16 protein-coding genes and 1 tRNA gene are annotated in these 17,478 nt (G+C 55.0%); 10 read left to right on the top strand and 7 right to left on the bottom strand.

All coding sequences use genetic code 11. From position 1 onward, the window contains the following. The first annotated feature begins 19 nt into the window (after positions 1-19). The 10 genes from ACR3EM_RS06595 to ACR3EM_RS06550 all read left to right on the top strand — a co-directional run bounded on the left by ACR3EM_RS06595 (position 20) and on the right by ACR3EM_RS06550 (position 10,763). Entirely contained in the window at positions 20-1,444 is a 1,425-nt protein-coding gene (locus ACR3EM_RS06595) for a cryptochrome/photolyase family protein (RefSeq protein WP_480470002.1), read from the top strand. Positions 1,445-1,513: 69 nt separating this feature from the next. Then, positions 1,514-2,722, top strand: a complete 1,209-nt coding sequence (locus tag ACR3EM_RS06590; RefSeq protein WP_480470001.1) for a class I SAM-dependent methyltransferase — start codon at positions 1,514-1,516, stop codon at positions 2,720-2,722. Positions 2,723-2,737: 15 nt separating this feature from the next. Further along, complete coding sequence (locus tag ACR3EM_RS06585; RefSeq protein WP_480470000.1) at positions 2,738-3,178, top strand: TrgA family protein; 441 nt, start codon at positions 2,738-2,740, stop codon at positions 3,176-3,178. A 30-nt stretch (positions 3,179-3,208) separates the two neighbouring features. Continuing rightward, the gene (locus ACR3EM_RS06580) at positions 3,209-4,324 is read left to right on the top strand and encodes an NUDIX domain-containing protein (RefSeq protein ID WP_480469999.1); all 1,116 of its coding nucleotides are present in this window, start codon (positions 3,209-3,211) and stop codon (positions 4,322-4,324) included. A gap of 69 nt (positions 4,325-4,393) precedes the next feature. After that, positions 4,394-5,428: a cysteine synthase A gene (locus ACR3EM_RS06575; protein ID WP_480469998.1), complete on the top strand. Its 1,035-nt coding sequence runs from the start codon at positions 4,394-4,396 to the stop codon at positions 5,426-5,428. After that, complete coding sequence (locus ACR3EM_RS06570; RefSeq protein ID WP_480469997.1) at positions 5,428-7,863, top strand: DUF3772 domain-containing protein; 2,436 nt, start codon at positions 5,428-5,430, stop codon at positions 7,861-7,863. Before ACR3EM_RS06575 ends, ACR3EM_RS06570 begins: the two co-directional genes overlap by 1 nt. A gap of 57 nt (positions 7,864-7,920) precedes the next feature. Beyond that, positions 7,921-8,010, top strand: a tRNA-Ser gene (locus ACR3EM_RS06565). Between the two features lie 242 nt (positions 8,011-8,252). After that, positions 8,253-9,170: a hypothetical protein gene (locus ACR3EM_RS06560; protein WP_480469996.1), complete on the top strand. Its 918-nt coding sequence runs from the start codon at positions 8,253-8,255 to the stop codon at positions 9,168-9,170. 169 nt (positions 9,171-9,339) lie between these two features. Continuing rightward, positions 9,340-9,708, top strand: coding sequence for a group I truncated hemoglobin (locus ACR3EM_RS06555; RefSeq protein ID WP_480469995.1), 369 nt, complete (start codon positions 9,340-9,342; stop codon positions 9,706-9,708). Continuing rightward, positions 9,705-10,763 (top strand): adenylate/guanylate cyclase domain-containing protein, encoded by a 1,059-nt coding sequence (locus tag ACR3EM_RS06550; protein ID WP_480469994.1) that lies wholly within the window; start codon positions 9,705-9,707, stop codon positions 10,761-10,763. Before ACR3EM_RS06555 ends, ACR3EM_RS06550 begins: the two co-directional genes overlap by 4 nt. A gap of 4 nt (positions 10,764-10,767) precedes the next feature. Here the strand turns inward: ACR3EM_RS06550 and ACR3EM_RS06545 are convergent, their stop codons facing one another. From ACR3EM_RS06545 to ACR3EM_RS06515, 7 genes are all read right to left on the bottom strand, one after another. Further along, complete coding sequence (locus ACR3EM_RS06545; RefSeq protein WP_480469993.1) at positions 10,768-11,382, bottom strand: TetR/AcrR family transcriptional regulator; 615 nt, start codon at positions 11,380-11,382, stop codon at positions 10,768-10,770. A gap of 59 nt (positions 11,383-11,441) precedes the next feature. Further along, positions 11,442-12,311 carry a polyphosphate kinase 2 gene (ppk2, locus tag ACR3EM_RS06540; RefSeq protein WP_480469992.1) on the bottom strand — a complete coding sequence of 290 codons (870 nt, stop codon included), beginning with the start codon at positions 12,309-12,311 and terminating at the stop codon, positions 11,442-11,444. A 49-nt stretch (positions 12,312-12,360) separates the two neighbouring features. Then, positions 12,361-13,281 (bottom strand): alpha/beta fold hydrolase, encoded by a 921-nt coding sequence (locus ACR3EM_RS06535; RefSeq protein WP_480469991.1) that lies wholly within the window; start codon positions 13,279-13,281, stop codon positions 12,361-12,363. A gap of 22 nt (positions 13,282-13,303) precedes the next feature. Further along, a complete protein-coding gene (gene metA, locus ACR3EM_RS06530; RefSeq protein ID WP_480469990.1) occupies positions 13,304-14,221 on the bottom strand; it encodes a homoserine O-acetyltransferase MetA in 918 nt (305 codons plus the stop codon). A gap of 38 nt (positions 14,222-14,259) precedes the next feature. Next, complete coding sequence (locus ACR3EM_RS06525) at positions 14,260-15,132, bottom strand: ATPase (RefSeq protein ID WP_480471899.1); 873 nt, start codon at positions 15,130-15,132, stop codon at positions 14,260-14,262. 49 nt (positions 15,133-15,181) lie between these two features. After that, entirely contained in the window at positions 15,182-16,078 is an 897-nt protein-coding gene (locus ACR3EM_RS06520) for a DMT family transporter (RefSeq protein ID WP_480469989.1), read from the bottom strand. Positions 16,079-16,174: 96 nt separating this feature from the next. After that, on the bottom strand, positions 16,175-17,392 hold the full coding sequence (locus ACR3EM_RS06515) for an OmpP1/FadL family transporter (protein ID WP_480469988.1): 1,218 nt from the start codon (positions 17,390-17,392) through the stop codon (positions 16,175-16,177). Positions 17,393-17,478: the final 86 nt, after the last annotated feature.

Genomic DNA, 17,478 nt, shown 5'->3' with positions numbered 1-17,478 from the left:
AAGAAAACACGGGTCGGATATGGCAACAGAGCAGCCTGCAGTCATTCTATGGTTTCGCCGCGATCTTCGGCTTTGTGATCATCCCGCACTTCACGCTGCGGTCCAGTCGGGTGCCCCGATCATTCCCGTTTATATTCTGGATGATCAGGTTCACGCCCTCGGCGCGGCACCAAAATGGCGTTTGGAGAAGGGTCTAGAGGTTTTCTCGCGCACTCTCAAAGACGTCGGTAGCCGTCTGATCCTGCGCCGGGGTAGCGCTCTGGACGTTCTTCAAGAGCTGGTGAACGAAACCGGTGCCCGCGCAGTTTACTGGACGCGGGCCTATGATCCCGGGGCAATCGCACGAGACAAGCAGATCAAATCCACGCTTTCAGAGCAGGGGGTCGAAGTACGCTCGTTTCCCGGACATCTGTTGTTCGAGCCTTGGACTGTTGAAACCAAGGCAGGTCAGCCTTTTCGAGTCTTCACTCCGATGTGGCGCGCGGTGCGGGACCGGGATGTACCGCCACCCGAACAGAGGCCCGTCCGGGTACCGGCACCACAGAACTGGCCGTCGTCAGATCTGCTGTCCGAGTGGCAGTTGGATCGAAGGATGCAGCGCGGAGCGCGCATCGTCGGTCGGTATGTAAGGGCAGGTGAAGACGCGGCCTTGGATCAGCTAGCTGCATTTCTGGACCGCCTCAGCTTCTATTCTGATCAAAGGGATCGGTTGGATGTGGCTGGCACTTCTGATCTCTCCGAATACCTCTCGCTCGGAGAAATCGGTCCACGCACGGTTTGGCACCGGGTGCAGGCGGCTGCTCAGATGGGTGCCTCAGGGGCCGAGGCTTACTTACGGCAACTGGTCTGGCGTGAGTTCGCCTATCACCTGATGTACCACTGGCCGCATCTGTTGTATCGCAACTGGAAGCCGGAATGGGACGCGTTCCTCTGGAACACCGATCCGGACAGGCCCGAGGTTCAGGCCTGGAAGCAGGCGCGGACCGGCGTTCCGCTTGTGGATGCCGGGCTGCGTGAGATGTATGTGACTGGCCGAATGCACAATCGTGCGCGGATGATCGTTGCAAGTTATCTGACCAAGCATCTGACAACGCATTGGAAAATTGGAATGGACTGGTTTGCCGATTGCCTGATTGACTGGGATCCCGCTGCGAATGCGATGGGGTGGCAATGGGTGGCAGGTTCGGGCCCGGATGCTGCACCCTATTTTCGGATATTCAACCCGGACACGCAACGAGAACGCTTTGATCCAAATGCCAAATACCTGGATAGATGGATCGCGGAAGGGCGGGCTGAGCCCTCGACAACTGCACTGAGCTATTTCGAAGCTATTCCCCGATCCTGGGGTTTGTCGGCACAAGAAAGCTATCCGAAACCGGTCGTGTCTTTGACCGATGGGCGTGCCCGTGCGCTGAGCCTCTATGAACGTCGCAAAAACCAGTAAGGAACTGAAAACTTGCCAGAAACCGAATCCCGTCCTAGCCTGAACCCGCAACCGCAGAGGGGAGAGCGGATGTTTCTGACGTCCACAGATGGGCAGGACAACCTGCCGAGGTATTTTGCGCAGGTCTTCAAGATGCTGAAGCGGATGGAGTCCGGGCGGCTTGATATCGCCCTGCCGGATGGCCGCGTTTTCCGCTCGGACGCGCCCAAGCCCGGCCCTGTTGCCCATATCGACATACATGACCCGGATGTTTTTGCGCGCCTTGTACGAGAGGGCGAATTGGGTTTTTCCGATGCTTATCTGGAAGGCGACTGGAGTACGCCCGATCTGCGCAGCTTCATGGACCTTGTGCATCTCGGAACGGAAACAGTCTATGATGATTTCACCGGAAAGTTTCTGGTTCGCGCTTATGAACGCCTGAGGTTCTGGTTGCATCGCAATCACAAGTCGCAGGCAAAAAAGAACATCTCATACCACTATGATCTGGGGAACGAGTTCTACGGTTTGTGGCTGGACGACACGATGACCTATTCCAGCGCAATCTTCGAAACCGGGCAGGAGAGCCTGGAAAAGGCGCAAACTGCGAAATACGCCAGCCTGGTGGATGAGATGGAGGCCAAACCTGGTGACCATATCCTTGAAATCGGATGTGGCTGGGGTGGGTTTGCCGAGTATGCTGCCAAGGAACGCGGCCTGCGCGTGACCGGCCTGACCATAAGTCAGGAGCAATTGAAGTTTGCACAAGAACGCATTGATAAGGCAGGGCTTTCTGATCTTGTGAAATTCAAGCTGCAGGACTATCGCGATGAACAGGGACAATATGACGGGATCGCATCGATCGAGATGTTCGAGGCCGTAGGTCAGAAGTATTGGCCTGTCTATTTTGACACTGTGCGTGATCGTTTGAAGCCAGGAGCGCAAGCGACCCTTCAGATCATCACGGTCGCGGATCATCGCTGGGACGTTTATAAGAACGGCGTTGATTTCATTCAGAAATACATCTTTCCCGGGGGTATGCTGCCTGCGCCGACGATCCTGAAAGAACAGATCGCACAATCGGGGCTGAGTGTTGTGCGCTCCAAGGAGTTCGGCAAAAGTTATGATCTGACGCTTCGGCGCTGGTACGAGACGTTCAATGCCAAATGGGATGAGATCGCGGACATGGGCTTTGATGAGCGTTTTCGCCGCATGTGGAATTATTATTTGACCGCGTGTGGCGCAGCCTTTGACACCGGCAATTGTGATGTGACACAGATCACAGTAGCCAAACCGAGTTAAAGACGGAAAAACCGAATGCCTACAGCCTCACGTCTTATTGCAGCTATTTGCCTGCTGGTGGTGGCGTTTCTCGTGTCGGGTATGGTGATCAGCAACGGGGAAGAGGGCAAGGACTATGGGTATTTTACCTATGTCAACATGGCCCTCGGGGTTGTTTGCGGTTGGGTCGTTATGGGCAAGCGCGCCGGGCGCGGTTGGACTGCCGGGATCAATAATGGTCTGACCGGAGTGGCTTCCCTGGTGTTCTGGGGTCTGTTCGTGCAGGGCACTTACGAGATGTTCAGTCAGGCGATGCGCCATCGATACGGGGGGCCGTTTGAGGCGCTGCTCGCGATTTTCAAGCTCGGCGTAGAGTTTGGCCAGCAACTGCTGGCACCTGAGATTCTCTGGACCTTTGCGATCGGTGCGGTGATCAGTGGCATACTGACCGAAATCGCCTTCCGCCGCTGGAAATAAACACGCGTGATCCGGTTGGGGCACTGATTGATGTCAAATCTGTTTTTTTACGGCACCTTGCGGCATCTCCCTTTGCTTGAGCTCGTGCTTGGGCGCCCGATTTCAGAATTGGTCGCAACGCCCGCCGCGCTGCAAGATCACGCGGTTTATGGCGTCAAAGATCAGATTTTCCCGATGATCTTGAAGGAGAAAGGTAGCACCGCCGACGGACTTTTGGTTCAGAATCTGAGTGTTGAGGATTTGGAAAGGCTGGCTTTCTATGAAGGCGGATTTGATTACGATCTGAGCCCTCAGCAGGTTGAGTGTGAAGATGGATTGATCCTTCCGGCTCGCGTGTTTTATCCTCAGCCGGATCTTTGGACGCGCGACCAAGCGTGGTCTTTGCAGGACTGGGTTGATCGTTGGGCCGAGGTCAGTCTGTTGGCCGCGGAAGAGGTCATGGCCCTCTATGGAACAATCGAGACCGCGGTGGTCGCGCAGAGCTATCCTTCGATATTGATGCGCGCTTGGGCCCGATTGCTCAACCGCCAACGGGGCAACGAAGATCAGGGCGATGCAGAACAAGATGTGATCGTAATGCATCATGAGCGTCCCTATGTCGGTTATTTCGGTATGGGCGAAATGGACCTGCAGCATCGTAAATACGACGGTTCAATGAGCCCCGTTTTGCGGCGCAGCGCGTTGATGCAGGGGGCAGCGGCGATTGTACTGCCCTATGATCCGGTGCGCGATACAGTGCTATTGGTCGAGCAATTCCGTGCGCCGGTTTTCATGAGCGACGATTCCGATCCATGGTTGTGGGAGCCGGTTGCGGGTATGGTCGATCCCGGAGAAACCCCGGAACAGACGGCGTATCGCGAAGTGCGAGAAGAGGCACATGTATCGCTGAATAGGTTGGAATATGTCGGGGGTGCATATTCATCCACCGGGTCTTCGACCGAATATGTCTATCTGTATGTTGGGCTGGCCGATCTGACTGGCACGGTCGAAGGTGTAGGTGTGGCCACCGAGGGTGAGGATATTCGCAGTAAAATACTGCCCTTTGGTACATTCATGGACAAGGTAGATGCCCATGTTTTCAAAGACCTGAAGCTTTTGACATTGGCACATTGGCTGGCGCGACACCGTGATCGGCTGCGGGCTTAACTATCGCGACTTGTGGTTGCGGCGGGGCGCCTGTAAATCTTCTGCAATACCAAATGACAAGAGGGTGCCATGCGCATTGCACGAGACCTTGCCGACGCGGTCGGTAAAACACCTTTGATCCGGCTGCGCCGCATCAGCGACGAAACTGGCTGCGAGATTTTGGGCAAGGCCGAATTCATGAACCCTGGCCAGTCGGTCAAGGATCGCGCGGCGCTATATATCATCCGCGACGCTATCGCGCGCGGTGATTTGAAACCGGGCGGCACAATTGTCGAAGGCACCGCTGGTAACACCGGTATTGGCCTTGCGCTGGTTGGGGCCTCGATGGGCTTTAAGACGGTGATCGTGATCCCCGAGACCCAGTCGGAAGAGAAAAAGGACATGCTGCGCCTGGCCGGGGCGCAGTTGGTGCAGGTACCTGCCGCACCCTATCGCAACCCCAACAACTTTGTGCACTATTCACGCCGCCTGGCCGAAGAGCTTGCCCAGACTGAGCCCAATGGCGCGATCTGGGCGAACCAGTTCGACAATGTGGCGAACCGGCAGGCGCATGTGGAAACCACCGGGCCCGAAATCTGGGAACAGACCGGTGGAAAGGTTGATGGTTTCATCTGTGCCGTTGGCTCGGGCGGGACCCTTGCGGGCGTCGCCGATGCGCTGCAGCCCAAGGGCGTCAAGATCGGTCTGGCTGATCCGATGGGAGCAGGGCTCTATTCCTACTACACAACAGGTGAGATCGCGATGGAGGGCGGCTCGATCGCAGAGGGAATCGGGCAGGTGCGGGTGACAAAGAACCTTGAAGGGTTCACCCCTGATCATTCCTACCAGATCACCGATAACGAAGCGCTGCCTTATATCTTCGACCTGCTGCGCGAAGAGGGGCTGGTCATGGGCGGCTCGACCGCGATCAATATGGCGGGCGCGGTTCGGTTGGCGAAAGAGTTAGGGCCGGGTCACACCATTGTCACCATCTTGTGCGACTACGGCACGCGCTATCAATCGAAACTGTTCAACCCCGAATTCCTGCGTGAAAAGGAACTGCCGGTTCCTGACTGGATGACCGAAGCGCCGCGCAGCATCCCCGGTGTATTCGAGGACGTGTGATGTTGCGACAGGTCCGCCTGTTTCTGATCCTCGCCGCCTTATGTCTAATTGGGCTGGGCGGCATGGCCTCGGCCCAGCTGACCGACCGGCAGAGCGAATATTATCAGGGATGGATCAGCACGGCGGACCGCGCAGAATCGGTGATCAGCGCCAATCGGGCGTCGAATGCTGCGCTCGAAAATCTGCGTTCGGAAATAAATGGTTACCGCGAAGACTTCAACAAGGCTCGTGGTGCCAATACCGATCGAATTCAGACACTGGAAAGCCAGCTCAAGGCTTTGGGTGATCCTCCAGCCGATGGTGAAACGGAACCTGAAGACATCGCAAAGCTGCGCGAGCATCTTGAAACGCAGCTCAATAGTCTTCGAGTCCCACGCATCATCTCGGAAGAAGCGTTCAGCCGGGCGAACGGCCTGATCAGTGAAATTGACCGTATCATCCGCGACCGGCAGGCCAAAGAGATGCTTGAGAGAGGGCCATCTCCGGTCAACCCAGTTTATTGGGGCCCTGCATGGAATGATGTAAAAGAAGCCACCCGCAGATTGGTCAACGAGACCACCAAGAATTTAAAGACGGACGTGGTGCGTGAGCAGATACGCGAACGCAGTCTGGGCATTTTTGCGCTGCTCGTTGTCTCGGCGGTTTTGCTTCTCTATGGGCGGTACTGGTCCGAGAAAGGCGGTGCGTATCTGCGCTCGCTTGGGGGGCAAGGCAGCGGTGTCTGGACATTCGTTGTCTCACTCTTTCGCATTTTTTTGCCGTGGCTTGGCGTCTGGGCACTGGTCGAAGCGGTAATGTTGACCGGTGTGCTGGGACTGCGTGGCATGCTGTTGTTCGACAACATACCGTACTGGGCCGCGATCATCTTCTATTTCGACTGGATCGGCAGACAGATCTATCTGATGGGCGCCGCGCAGGATTTTCAGCGTCTATCTCAAGGCAAAATCAGGGAAATTCGAGTTTATATCGATCTTTTGGCTGTCATGCTCATACTGCACGAACTGGTGCAGTTGTTCGAGCAGATCGAGAACATCTCGGATGCGACACGGGCTGTAGTTGGATTCCCGGTCGTATTGGCGACGGCTCTGCTGTTGTTGCGGGTGCGCCAGATTCGTCAGACCGATGTGAGAAATGATGGATCCGAGCAAGACGCGCCTCGTCGCGCGGCGGGCTTCAGTCAACTGATTGAGTTTCTACGACGAGCTCTGTTTCTGTTGGGAGTTGCCACACCGGTTCTGGCGATTTTCGGCTACATCAACGCAGCCGAAGGGATCGTCTTTCCGGCGGCGAAGACTCTGGTCTTGATCGCGGCGCTGGTCATTGTTCAGCGGTTCTTCAGCATGGTTTATGGCTGGCTGACGGGGCAGGGTGAGGCTGCGCGAGATTCCTTGTTCTCGGTTCTGGTCGGGTTTGCATTGGCGATACTGGCGCTTCCTATTCTAGCCATCTACTGGGGCGCGCGCGAGACCGATCTATTGGAGGCCTGGTCGCGACTATTGCTGGGGTTCAATATCGGCGGCGTCACGATATCGCCCAGTAATTTTCTGGTCTTTGTCGCGGTGTTTGCCATTGGCTATACGCTGACCCGGTTGCTGCAAGGCGGTCTGAGAAACTCACTGCTGCCCAAGACCAAGATTGACCCCGGCGGCCAGAACGCAATTGTTTCCGGCACCGGCTATGTCGGCATCTTCCTGGCCGCATTGATTGCGATCATCGTCGCGGGCTTTGATCTTTCCTCGCTCGCGATTGTCGCAGGGGCCTTGTCGGTCGGTATTGGTTTCGGGCTTCAAACCATTGTTTCGAACTTTGTGTCAGGCATCATCCTGCTGGTTGAGCGCCCGATCTCGAAGGGGGATTGGATCGATGTGAACGGGATGATGGGGTATGTTCGCGACATCTCGGTCCGTTCAACACGGATTGAAACCTTTGATCGGACGGATGTGATTGTTCCGAACTCGGATCTGATCAGCGGCGTGGTCACCAACTACACGCGCGGGAATACGATTGGTCGGGTGATCGTGCCTGTGGGCGTGGCCTATGGGACAGATACCCGCAAGGTCGAAACTATTCTGGGTGAGATTGCGAATTCTCACCCGATGGTTCTGGCGAACCCCGCGCCCAGTGTTGTTTTCCAGGGATTCGGAGCGGATTCTCTGGATTTTGAGATCCGCGCGATTCTGCGCGATGTGAACTGGGTTCTATCGGTCAAATCCGACATGAACCACGAGATCAACCGCCGCTTTGTCGAAGAAGGAATCGAGATTCCATTCGCCCAGCGAGATGTATGGCTGCGCAATGCCGAAGTCTTGCGTGATGACAACGCACGATCGTCAGAGTCGGAAGCAATGACGCAGGACAAGCCCGCAGATCACCGCAAGGGCCCTGCTGATCTGACTGAAACCGATCTGGATTCGCCGGACGGAGAAGAGCTGTAATTCGACTGCAATCGGGCCTTGCAAATCTGGTTTCGATGGTCCAAATATCGCCGGCACGGAGAGGTGGCCGAGTGGTCGAAGGCGCACGCCTGGAAAGTGTGTAGGCGGGAAACCGTCTCCAGGGTTCGAATCCCTGTCTCTCCGCCATATTCCACAGCCGCAGCCGATAATTTATCGAGGTCAAACAATGCAATGTGCATTTGTGATCGCGAGATTATTTTGGCGCGTCCATGTTGCGAATTTAGACGAACACCTGCCATATTTTGGTAAAAAGAAAGAGCGAATATCTGATAGACGAACGAGATAGACTCGAAATCATCGCCGAACTGGTGTTTTGTTTTCGAGCGGATGTTGAAGACTGATATCAGTAAAAGTGAGGTTGGAGCGTAATGTATAGAACTGCTTTGAGTTTAGTGGGTTTGTTTTTGTGTATGGGTGTTTCACAACCTGCATGGTCCTCAGATTATCCTCCGCGTCAGGCCAATCCGGTAAATGTAAAACAAATACATAGCGGGCATAGCTTAACAGACGCATATATGGGGCAGCCTTGGCCTGGGCAGTTGATCCTGGCGACAAGCTCACTGCGTGGCGCTCAGCCTCACGACAACATTGCAAAATCAACCACTCCCGGCGCTGGACTGAAATGGCGTTGGCAAAATCCGGTAGGGCATGGAGCGCCTGACGCGCGTCAAGATATTGGTAGGTTTGAGCTTCTAGTTACGACGGAAACCGTGCCTTTGTACCCCAACCCTCAAGCTTTTAAAGAAGATACACTCGATTACGTCGAGAAATGGGTCAAACACGCTTGGCAGAACGGTAATCGTGGCAAGGGTGCCGAAGTCATGCTGTATAGCACCTGGGTGTGGTGGCAGAATCCCGGAGATGTACGATCCGATGGAGAGGGGCATATACCGTTTCGAGAACGCCTTGATATCGAGGGAGCTCGTTGGGAGCAAATGCAAGATCATGCCAACGCGGTTCGGCCGGATGGCATGCCTCCGATCTACATGATCCCAGGGCACAGATTGATGATGCGTATATATGATGACATCGAGGTTGGAAACGCACCGGGGCTTAACAGCATTGGGGATATCTTCCTGGATGATATTCATCTCAATGAATTGGGCAATTATGCTGTGACCTGCCTCATCTGGGCAGTCGTTTATCAGAGGAACCCGCGCGAGATACCAAACACCTTCATCCACGGTGACAACCAAAAACTTGTAATTCCTTATGAACAGGCAAACTACTTCAAGAAGGTCGCTCTTGAGGTTGCTCAGGACTACGATCGTGCTGGGGTGCCGTGACGCCTGCGTGTTTTTCTTTCGTCTAATCGACGATCAGAATTTGCCGCAGAATATATGTTGGCGATATTTTCAACACGCTATCGTCAGCCTTGGTTCAAAAAAGTTAACAAAACTGTCAGTTTGATATAACCTTCTAGTGTTATTGCCAATAATCATTCGGTTTTGTGTTGTGAGTCAGACGATCTATGAAAAGTATGGTGGCTTCAAAACCATCAGCCGCATTGTAATGTCATTCTATGAAATGGCGTTGGAATCCGATGAAATCGGGGACTATTTCGACGACATCGACATGCCGCGTCTGATTGATCATCAGACAAAATTCGTCTCATCGTTGGTCGGAGGCCCGGCTTCGTTTAGCGATGACCGGATAGAAGCGGTTCATCGGCATCTGAAGATCACGCATGCGGATTTCGACGAAATGGCTGCGCTGTTTAGCGAAGCGTTGGCGATGCACGGTATGTCAGAGCCAGACATAAACGTCGCACTGGACGCGATTGAGAGCAAACGGTCAATTATCGTTGCTCGGAACGCTGCATGAGCATTCTTGCCATCAACGAACATTTGCTGCGCGCGATTGGTGTCGGCGTCGCGGTGCTGCGCGCTTCGGATTTGACCTTTGTGTTCCATAACGGGCCGTTTGCCGAATGGTTCGGAACACCCGAGGAAGGGCAGACCTTATTGGATATTTTGCCCAGCCTGGACCGGAAAGAGCTTGAGGACGTAAAGCAATCCGGCCTGCGCTATTCAGTGGAACTGCAGATTAAGCCCAAACGCCGGACGCTGATCTTTGCCACGACAGTCTCTCTCGCCAATGGGTTGGATGAACAGGTTCTGGTGGTTGAGTGCCAGAACATCACGCGAATCCGCGAACTGGAAAGCATGATCGACAGCTACTCGACCATGGTCGAGCGGAACACGCGTGAGCTGGAGCGCGAGAAAGAGCGCGTTGAACGGTTACTGCTGAACCTTATGCCGAAAGCGGTCTATGAAGAATTCAAGACATTTGGCGTTGTTACCCCTCAATTGTTCGACCAAGTATCGGTGGTGATGCTCGATTTCGTGGGTTTCACTGATTTTGCGGCCAAGACCGATCCCACTGTCACGCTGAGCGAGTTGAATGATATTTTCACAGCCTTCGATCGCATCGTCGAACAGTTTGGCTGTGAGCGGATCAAAACCATCGGCGATGCTTATCTGGCCGTTTCCGGAATGCCGGACGAGACGCCAGACCATGCGACTGCAGTCGCTCATTGCGCGGTTCGGTTCCTACGGTATCTTGAGCGTCGCAACGAAAGCCACCCGCATAAATGGCAGGCTCGGATCGGGTTGGGGATGGGGCCTGCTGTGGGCTCGGTCGTAGGGATTCAGAAATACGTCTATGATGTTTTCGGCCCGGCGGTGAATATTGCGTCTCGTCTGCAGGTCTTTGCCAATCCGATGCGGATCGTAGCACCGGAAGAGATGAAATATGCGCTGATCGATGAATTCCAGATCACTGATATCGGGCCGGTCGATATCAAGGGTATGGGGCATATGGACCTGATCAACGTCACTTCACGTTTGAACACGCCCAAGCCCAGCCGGGTGTTCTGACGCTTTAGTCGTCCTGATCCACCAGCCCCAGACCGCGCAGATAGATGCCGATTCCGGTCTCCAGAAGATCTTCGGGCGGAAACGGAGAGCTTGCGCCTGTATTGCGCGCGAAAAGTTCAACCACTCCATGACTCATCGCCCAGATATGCGCGCTGAACATCGACGCAGGCGGGCGCTTTTCGGGTGGGATATGCTGCGAAAGATCGCTTGCTGCCTTTTCGAGCACGCTTTTCGCCCGGTTGGCTGCAAGGGCGAGCTCTGGCGTCCGATTGACCGAAATTCCGCTTTCAAACATCGCAATGTAATGCCCGGGGTGCTTGCGGGCAAAGGCCAGATAAGCGCGGCCCGTTGCCTCAAAAGCGGCCAGTGCCGAGGGTTGTCCTTTATCATAGGCGAACTGCATCAGGTCCGCGAACATCTCGAACCCTTGTCGGGCGGCCTCGGCGATCAGGTCCTCGCGCCCTTCATAGTGCCGATAAACGGCAGCTGGTGTGACGCCGGCAGTCTTGGCAGCCTCAGAGAGGGTGAAACCGGTTGGGCCTTTCTGCTCGATCAGCGACAAGGCCGCTTCGATCAGTGCTTGTTTCAGGTTCCCGTGGTGATATCCGCGTTTTGTCATCCCGGCCTCAGGCGCGTTTTTTCTTATATATGTATGGGCTGTGCCCGGAACCAGCGCGTTCAAGCATCCCAGATGTCCGGGCCGCCACTAATCTTGTCATCTGGAATGCCAACCACTTCTGGGTCTTTTCCATCATACTCCAGAGCGCTTAGCACAGTGCGAATAGCCGCCAGTCGCGCACGTTTCTTGTCATCCGATCGGATGATCGTCCAAGGACAGTCGTCGGAATGACTGCGCGTGAGCGTCTCTGAAATCGACTGGCTGTATTCATCCCATTTGCTTAACCCGGCCACGTCAATCGGACTGAGCTTCCATTGTTTCAGCGGGTCAGTCTCGCGGGCGAGGAACCGGTTCAACTGCTCAGCGCGCCCGACATTCAGCCAGAACTTGAACATGTGAATGCCGTCATTTCGGAACCCGTTCTCCAATGGAATAACCTGGCGAAAAAACCTCTCACGTTCGTCTGTGGTGCAAAAACCGAAAACGTTTTCAACGACACCCCGGTTGTACCAGCTTCGATCGAAGAACACGATTTCACCCGCTGAGGGTAGGTGAGAGATATAACGTTGAAAATACCACTGACTGCGCTCCGCATCCGAAGGCTTGCTGAGCGCCACGTTGCGCGCTCCGCGTGGATTAAGGTTTTTCCGGAACCGTTTGATTGTGCCACCTTTTCCTGCAGCATCACGGCCTTCAAACAGGATGGCAACCCGCTGATCCGTCGCTTTGACCCAGGATTGCATCTTTACCAGTTCGATCTGAAGCGCTTCCATTTGTTCATTGTAATCCTTCCCCTTCATCTTGTCGGAATATGGGTAGTATGGGTTCAGGATGTCGCCTTTCCCGGCGTCTTCGATGGCGGTTCGAACCTCTTTCGGCGCTTCATTTCGGAAGTAACTTTCGATAGCGCCTTGATCTGTTCGGGTCATGTGCAGCCTCGCCATAAAATCCATATCTTACTATGGATTACGGATCGCCCTAACGCAAACCCGCGCGTTCGGCAGCGCGGTCTATAGCGGCTGCGACTTCGGTGGCGGCAACGACTTGTGGCATGTGGCCGATTCCATCCAACTCGATAAGTTCGGCGCCTGGGATTTGTTCGATCAGACGTTCGGAATGCCAGCTTAGACCAACGGTATCATCCGCGGTGCCGTGGACGATTTCCGTCGGAACCGATATTTCGCCATAACGCGGTTGAAGCTCGGTCACTTCATCCAACAGGTTTGCACGCTGTTTCGCGTTTGCGTGCATTGACGCGCGGCGCATCGTCAAGCCTGGACCGAAATGCTCGGCATAGCCCTCAGGAGCCTTCTGGGGTGCAAAAACCTTATCCAAAGCCTTGGTGACATACCAATCCGGCACATAGGCGGAAATCAAGGGCAGAGCCAGCGCATTCCCGACCGAAGTTGCGCCAATGGTATTGAAAGCGTCAAGCGGTGTCTCCCACGGGATGGCGGCTGGGGCGATCAGGACGAGTGCGGAGATGTTTTCTGGCCGAGTCACAGCCCATGCCAGAGAAACCGATCCGCCATAGCTTTGCCCGGCAACAATAGGCTTTTCTGCGCCAAGCTGTGCTGCGGCGCGTTGCAGTATTTCTGCTTGTTCTACAATTGTTTCGCCGCTGGGATTAAAGCTATCGGAATACCCAAGGCCAGGTCTGTCAAAGACGATGACGCGATAATTCTCTGCCAGAATCGGGGCCAGTGCAAAGGTCATATCGCGTGTATTGCCGCTGGAGCCGTGTATCAACACGACATCCGGACCTTCGCCCATGATCACGGCATGCACCGCAACCCCGTCAACTTCGACGATTTGCCCTTCTGGCGGAAACGAGGCCTCGGCCCGCGCTTCCCGTTGGGCGCTGCGCCAAGCAGTCGCTGCGACAAGACCTGCGGCCACGACACAAAGGGATATGAGAAGTTTACTGGCCAATTTTGGTCAGATCGAACGGGGTTGTCTGGTAGATGGAGTTGATCCAGTTGCCATACAGCAGATGCGCGTGACTGCGCCATCGGTTCTGCGGATCCTGGCTTGGATCGTCATCGGGATAATAGTTGATCGGTACGTTGATCGGCGTTCCGTTGGCCACGTCACGATCATATTCCTGCTTGAGCGTGTCGCTGTCATACTCAAAGTGATTGAAGATATAGAGCGCGCGATGTTCGGGGTCTTCGACCAGACAAGGGCCTACGTCGTCGCTTCCCAGTAGGGTGGTCAGACCCTTCGCTGCATCGATCTCATCCTGTCGCATCTCGGTCCAGCGGCTGACAGGAATGACGCAATCGTCGGAAAATCCACGCAGATATGGTGATGCGGATGCCAGGTTCCTGTGACGGAAGCAGCCAAAGGCCTTGGCATCCAGCATGTGTTTCTTGACGCCGTGGAAATGGTTGATCATCGCCATTCCGCCCCAGCAGACGCCAAAGGTCGAATGCACGTTGGTCTGAGACCAATCGAAGACTTCGCACATCTCTTCCCAATAGGTGACATCGGGAAATTCCAGATGCTCGATCGGAGCGCCGGTGATGATCAGGCCGTCGAACTTCTGATCCTTCACCTCCTGAAAGGGGTGATAGAACTCGGCCATATGCGCAGCGGCGGTGTTCTTGGTCTTATGCTCGGTCATGCGGATCAAAGACAGTTCGATCTGCAAGGGGGTCGCACCGATCAGACGCGCAAATTGATTTTCCGTCTGAATCTTCTTGGGCATCAGGTTCAACAGACCAATACGCAATGGTCGTATATCCTGACGTGCTGCCTGATCCTCGGCCATGACCATGACGCCCTCATTGGTCAGGACGTCAAAGGCGGGCAGGTCTGAGGGTATTTTGATAGGCATATGGTCACGCTGCTGAAACTGCGAAAGAAGTCTGGAACTTAGGTGGGGTTGGCGCGGGTCTCAAGAGTGCGCTCGATCAACTCATCGAAATCACCGCTGTCGCGCACCTTGGCGATGTCGTCGGCTTCGATTGTGACGCCCCAGTTGCGCGCCATGGCCGCATATCGCGGCTGCCGATGCGCCAAAGCTTGGGCATAGGTCCAGCGGATGAAGGCGTCTGGATCGACCTCAACCCCGGAACAATCGTTGAGGGCCAAATACTCGGCCCAGACGCGAGCCAGAAACTCGGCTTGATAGGACATAGGTTTAGGGGCTTTGTCAAAGCGGCGGATCAGCTCTTCGGTATGCGCGTCGTCGCCCTTGATCCAGATCATCAGAGTCTGGTTGGAGAGTTCACTGAGGATCTGATCATTGGGATCGCCGGGTTCGACCCATTCGCAGATCGAGCCTCCGGTATCGCAGATGAAGTGTGGATAATGGTAAAGGCGTTTGGCGCGTTCGATGAAGTACTTGGTGTCTAGCAGGGCGTGGATCTCGGCCAGCCGGAATTGCTCCTGTCGCTGCTGATATTCAGAGATTTCAAGGCCACCCAGTTCCGAGTTGCCGGGTTTGCCCAGATAGGTCGATACCGGCGTCAGGTTTTCAAAGCTGATATTCGATCCGATATAGATCGAGTCTGACAACAGCAGTTCACGCAGAAATGGAACCTTCATTGCTTCGGCTTTGGCATTGTCGGTGATGTATTCGCCCATGTAGCGGGTGCCGATGCGATAATCGATGGAATAGTGGAACCAGTCCCCGGCTTCACGCAGAGTGTTCGAGACATAGGATTTGCCCAGCCCGGACATGCCGAAGAACAGCACTTTTTTCCGTTCAGCTTCGCGCCAGTCTTTTGCCGAGCTATAGATCATCATCCGCCGTCCCTTGTTTTGCATTAGCTAAATCGGGCGGTTGGCGGCGTCAATCGCGTCTGCGGGATTGGCTGAGGATTAGCAGCCCTAGTGCCAAGATAGCGAAACCAACGAAGGCGCGCGTGGGCAGGGCCTCGTCCCTGACCAGAGCGCCAAGCAAGATTGAGACCGGCGGGATGATCAAGGTTACCAGCAATACATTGCCGCTGCCCCCTTGTTGGAGCACGCGATAGTAATGCAGATAGGCACCCGCCGTAGCCACCAATGCGTAATATGCGATGGCGATCCATGTCACCGCGGGGAGCGCAAGGGTAGGGGCACCGTCTACCATTAGCGTGACCGGCAGCATGATGAGGGTTGAGGTCGTCAGCATTCCTGCGGCAGCGATCTGCGGAGAGAGATCGCCCAGTTGCTTGCGGGCCCAGACTGCGGCCAGGGCGTAGGAAAATGTGCCGAACAAAATGGCCAGTTGCCCAAGATTGCCCAGATTGAAGGTATGAAACTGATTGAGGCCGATTGTAATTGAAACGCCCAGAAAACCCAGCACGACCCCCAGCAAGCGTGTCTTGGTCAGGCGTTCATCACGAAAGAAAAGGGCGGCAAGCAGAACACCAAAGACGGCTGTCGTGGCGTTCAGAATTGAGGTCAGCCCGACTTCGACATGAAGCTGGCCCCAGGCCATAAGAGAGAAGGGCAACACATTGTTCAGAATTCCCATCACCAGAAATGCGCCCCAGATGCGTGGATCGCGGGGAATGGTCTGCTTTTGCAACCAGATGACGATCCAAAGCGCAAGAGAAGCCCAGAAGACACGATGAAATACGGACGTTACGAATGGGATCGTATCCAACGCGATGCGGATCGACAGAAAGGATCCGCCCCAGATTACTCCGAGTAGGATCAGTTCGGCCCATGCGCGAGGAGAGAGTGATTTCTGAATAGCCATGGCCTGTTCTGGCATCTCTCTGACAAGTGATCGACCCGAAACATGCGAAAAAGCCCCGCCGAATGGCGGGGCTTTGCAGTTGGTTTTCTGGCTGTATCAGTCCAGAGAATATGTGATCTGGAAGCCGACGCTCCAGGCGCTGTTGCCAGTAAAGGTCGCGCGGTTGTCCGGGCCGGTTCCATTTGCGGTCGCATCACCGATATCCGTATAGCGTACACCGCCCGAAAGTTGAGCTTTCTCGAAGGAGTAGGTGCCGCCTAGGCCGATGCTCCAGAACCCGTCTGTCGGGCCCAAATTCGAAACCGAGTTACCTTGCGAGCTTTCGTAGCCCAACGTCACTGCGCCTGAAAACTGTTCTGAGAACTGGTAGCCAAGGCCAAGCGAGTAGGTCCACGTGGCTTCTTCATAATCGACCAGATTGATCCCGGTCAGACCTTCGTAAACCGGCGGAGCATAAACTGTCTGCGGCCAGTCAACCCAGCGGACCGACCCGAACAGCAGCGTTTTCGGGGCGACGCCCGTCTGAAAGTCGAGGTTGACGGATTGAGGCGTTACGACTTCGGTTGTCGAGTCGGCGCTTGTACGACCTATCGTCGGAATTCCGGGTGGAATGAATCCGTTGATGAAATCGTTCGCTTCGGTTTGCGACAGATCGTGTGTGATCTTCGAGTTATAGGTCAAGGCTACACGGGCTGCTATGTCAGGTCGTTCCCAAGCGACGCCGACAACATATCCAAAGTCGATTTCATCGTCGGTTTCGACGCGGTATCCGCCTTGCGGCGGCGTGGTGCCTGCGCCCGCGATCGGTACCGAAACGCTTGCTTTCAAGCGCTGCGCCCGAACGCCACCGATTACGCTGAATCCACTGTCCAACTTGTACCGCAGTAGCGCGGTGACAGCATCTGTGTCTGCCTTCGCTCGCAGCACGTCTGTGCTTCCTCCAGGAAAGCCGGACAGCACGTTCTGAGACAGCGGATAATCTGCTGAGTAGTCGATATCGGCGCCAAAAGGTTGGTCGTAGACCAGAGCGAAGTCGAGTCTTTCAGTCAGAGATGTCTTATAGGCAAGATGCGGTGTAAAGAAGTCGTTTGCGACATTACCAGAATCGATGGTTTCGCCGAATGTCGGGCTGCCGGTAATCCGGTCCTCCATCGAGCCACTTACGCTTGGGTTGGTATAACCAAGTCGGAATTGGGCGACGGACCCTTCCTCGAACAAAATGTTGACACCCTGACCGCTTCGGTCAAGACCGCCCGCTTGCACAGCTGTGGCCCCGACACACAGCGCACACGCCTTGAACAGCGCTTTTTTCATTTATTCCTCCCTAACTCTGTCCATTTGCCTGTTAGATGCACCCTCACATGCACACCCGGCTTCGTTACCGGGTGTTACTGTCTTAA

The sequence above is a fragment of the Ruegeria sp. AH3 genome, assembly GCF_056536265.1.
Note: the sequence above shows the minus strand (reverse complement) of the source record. Positions and strands in the feature narration are given on the sequence as shown.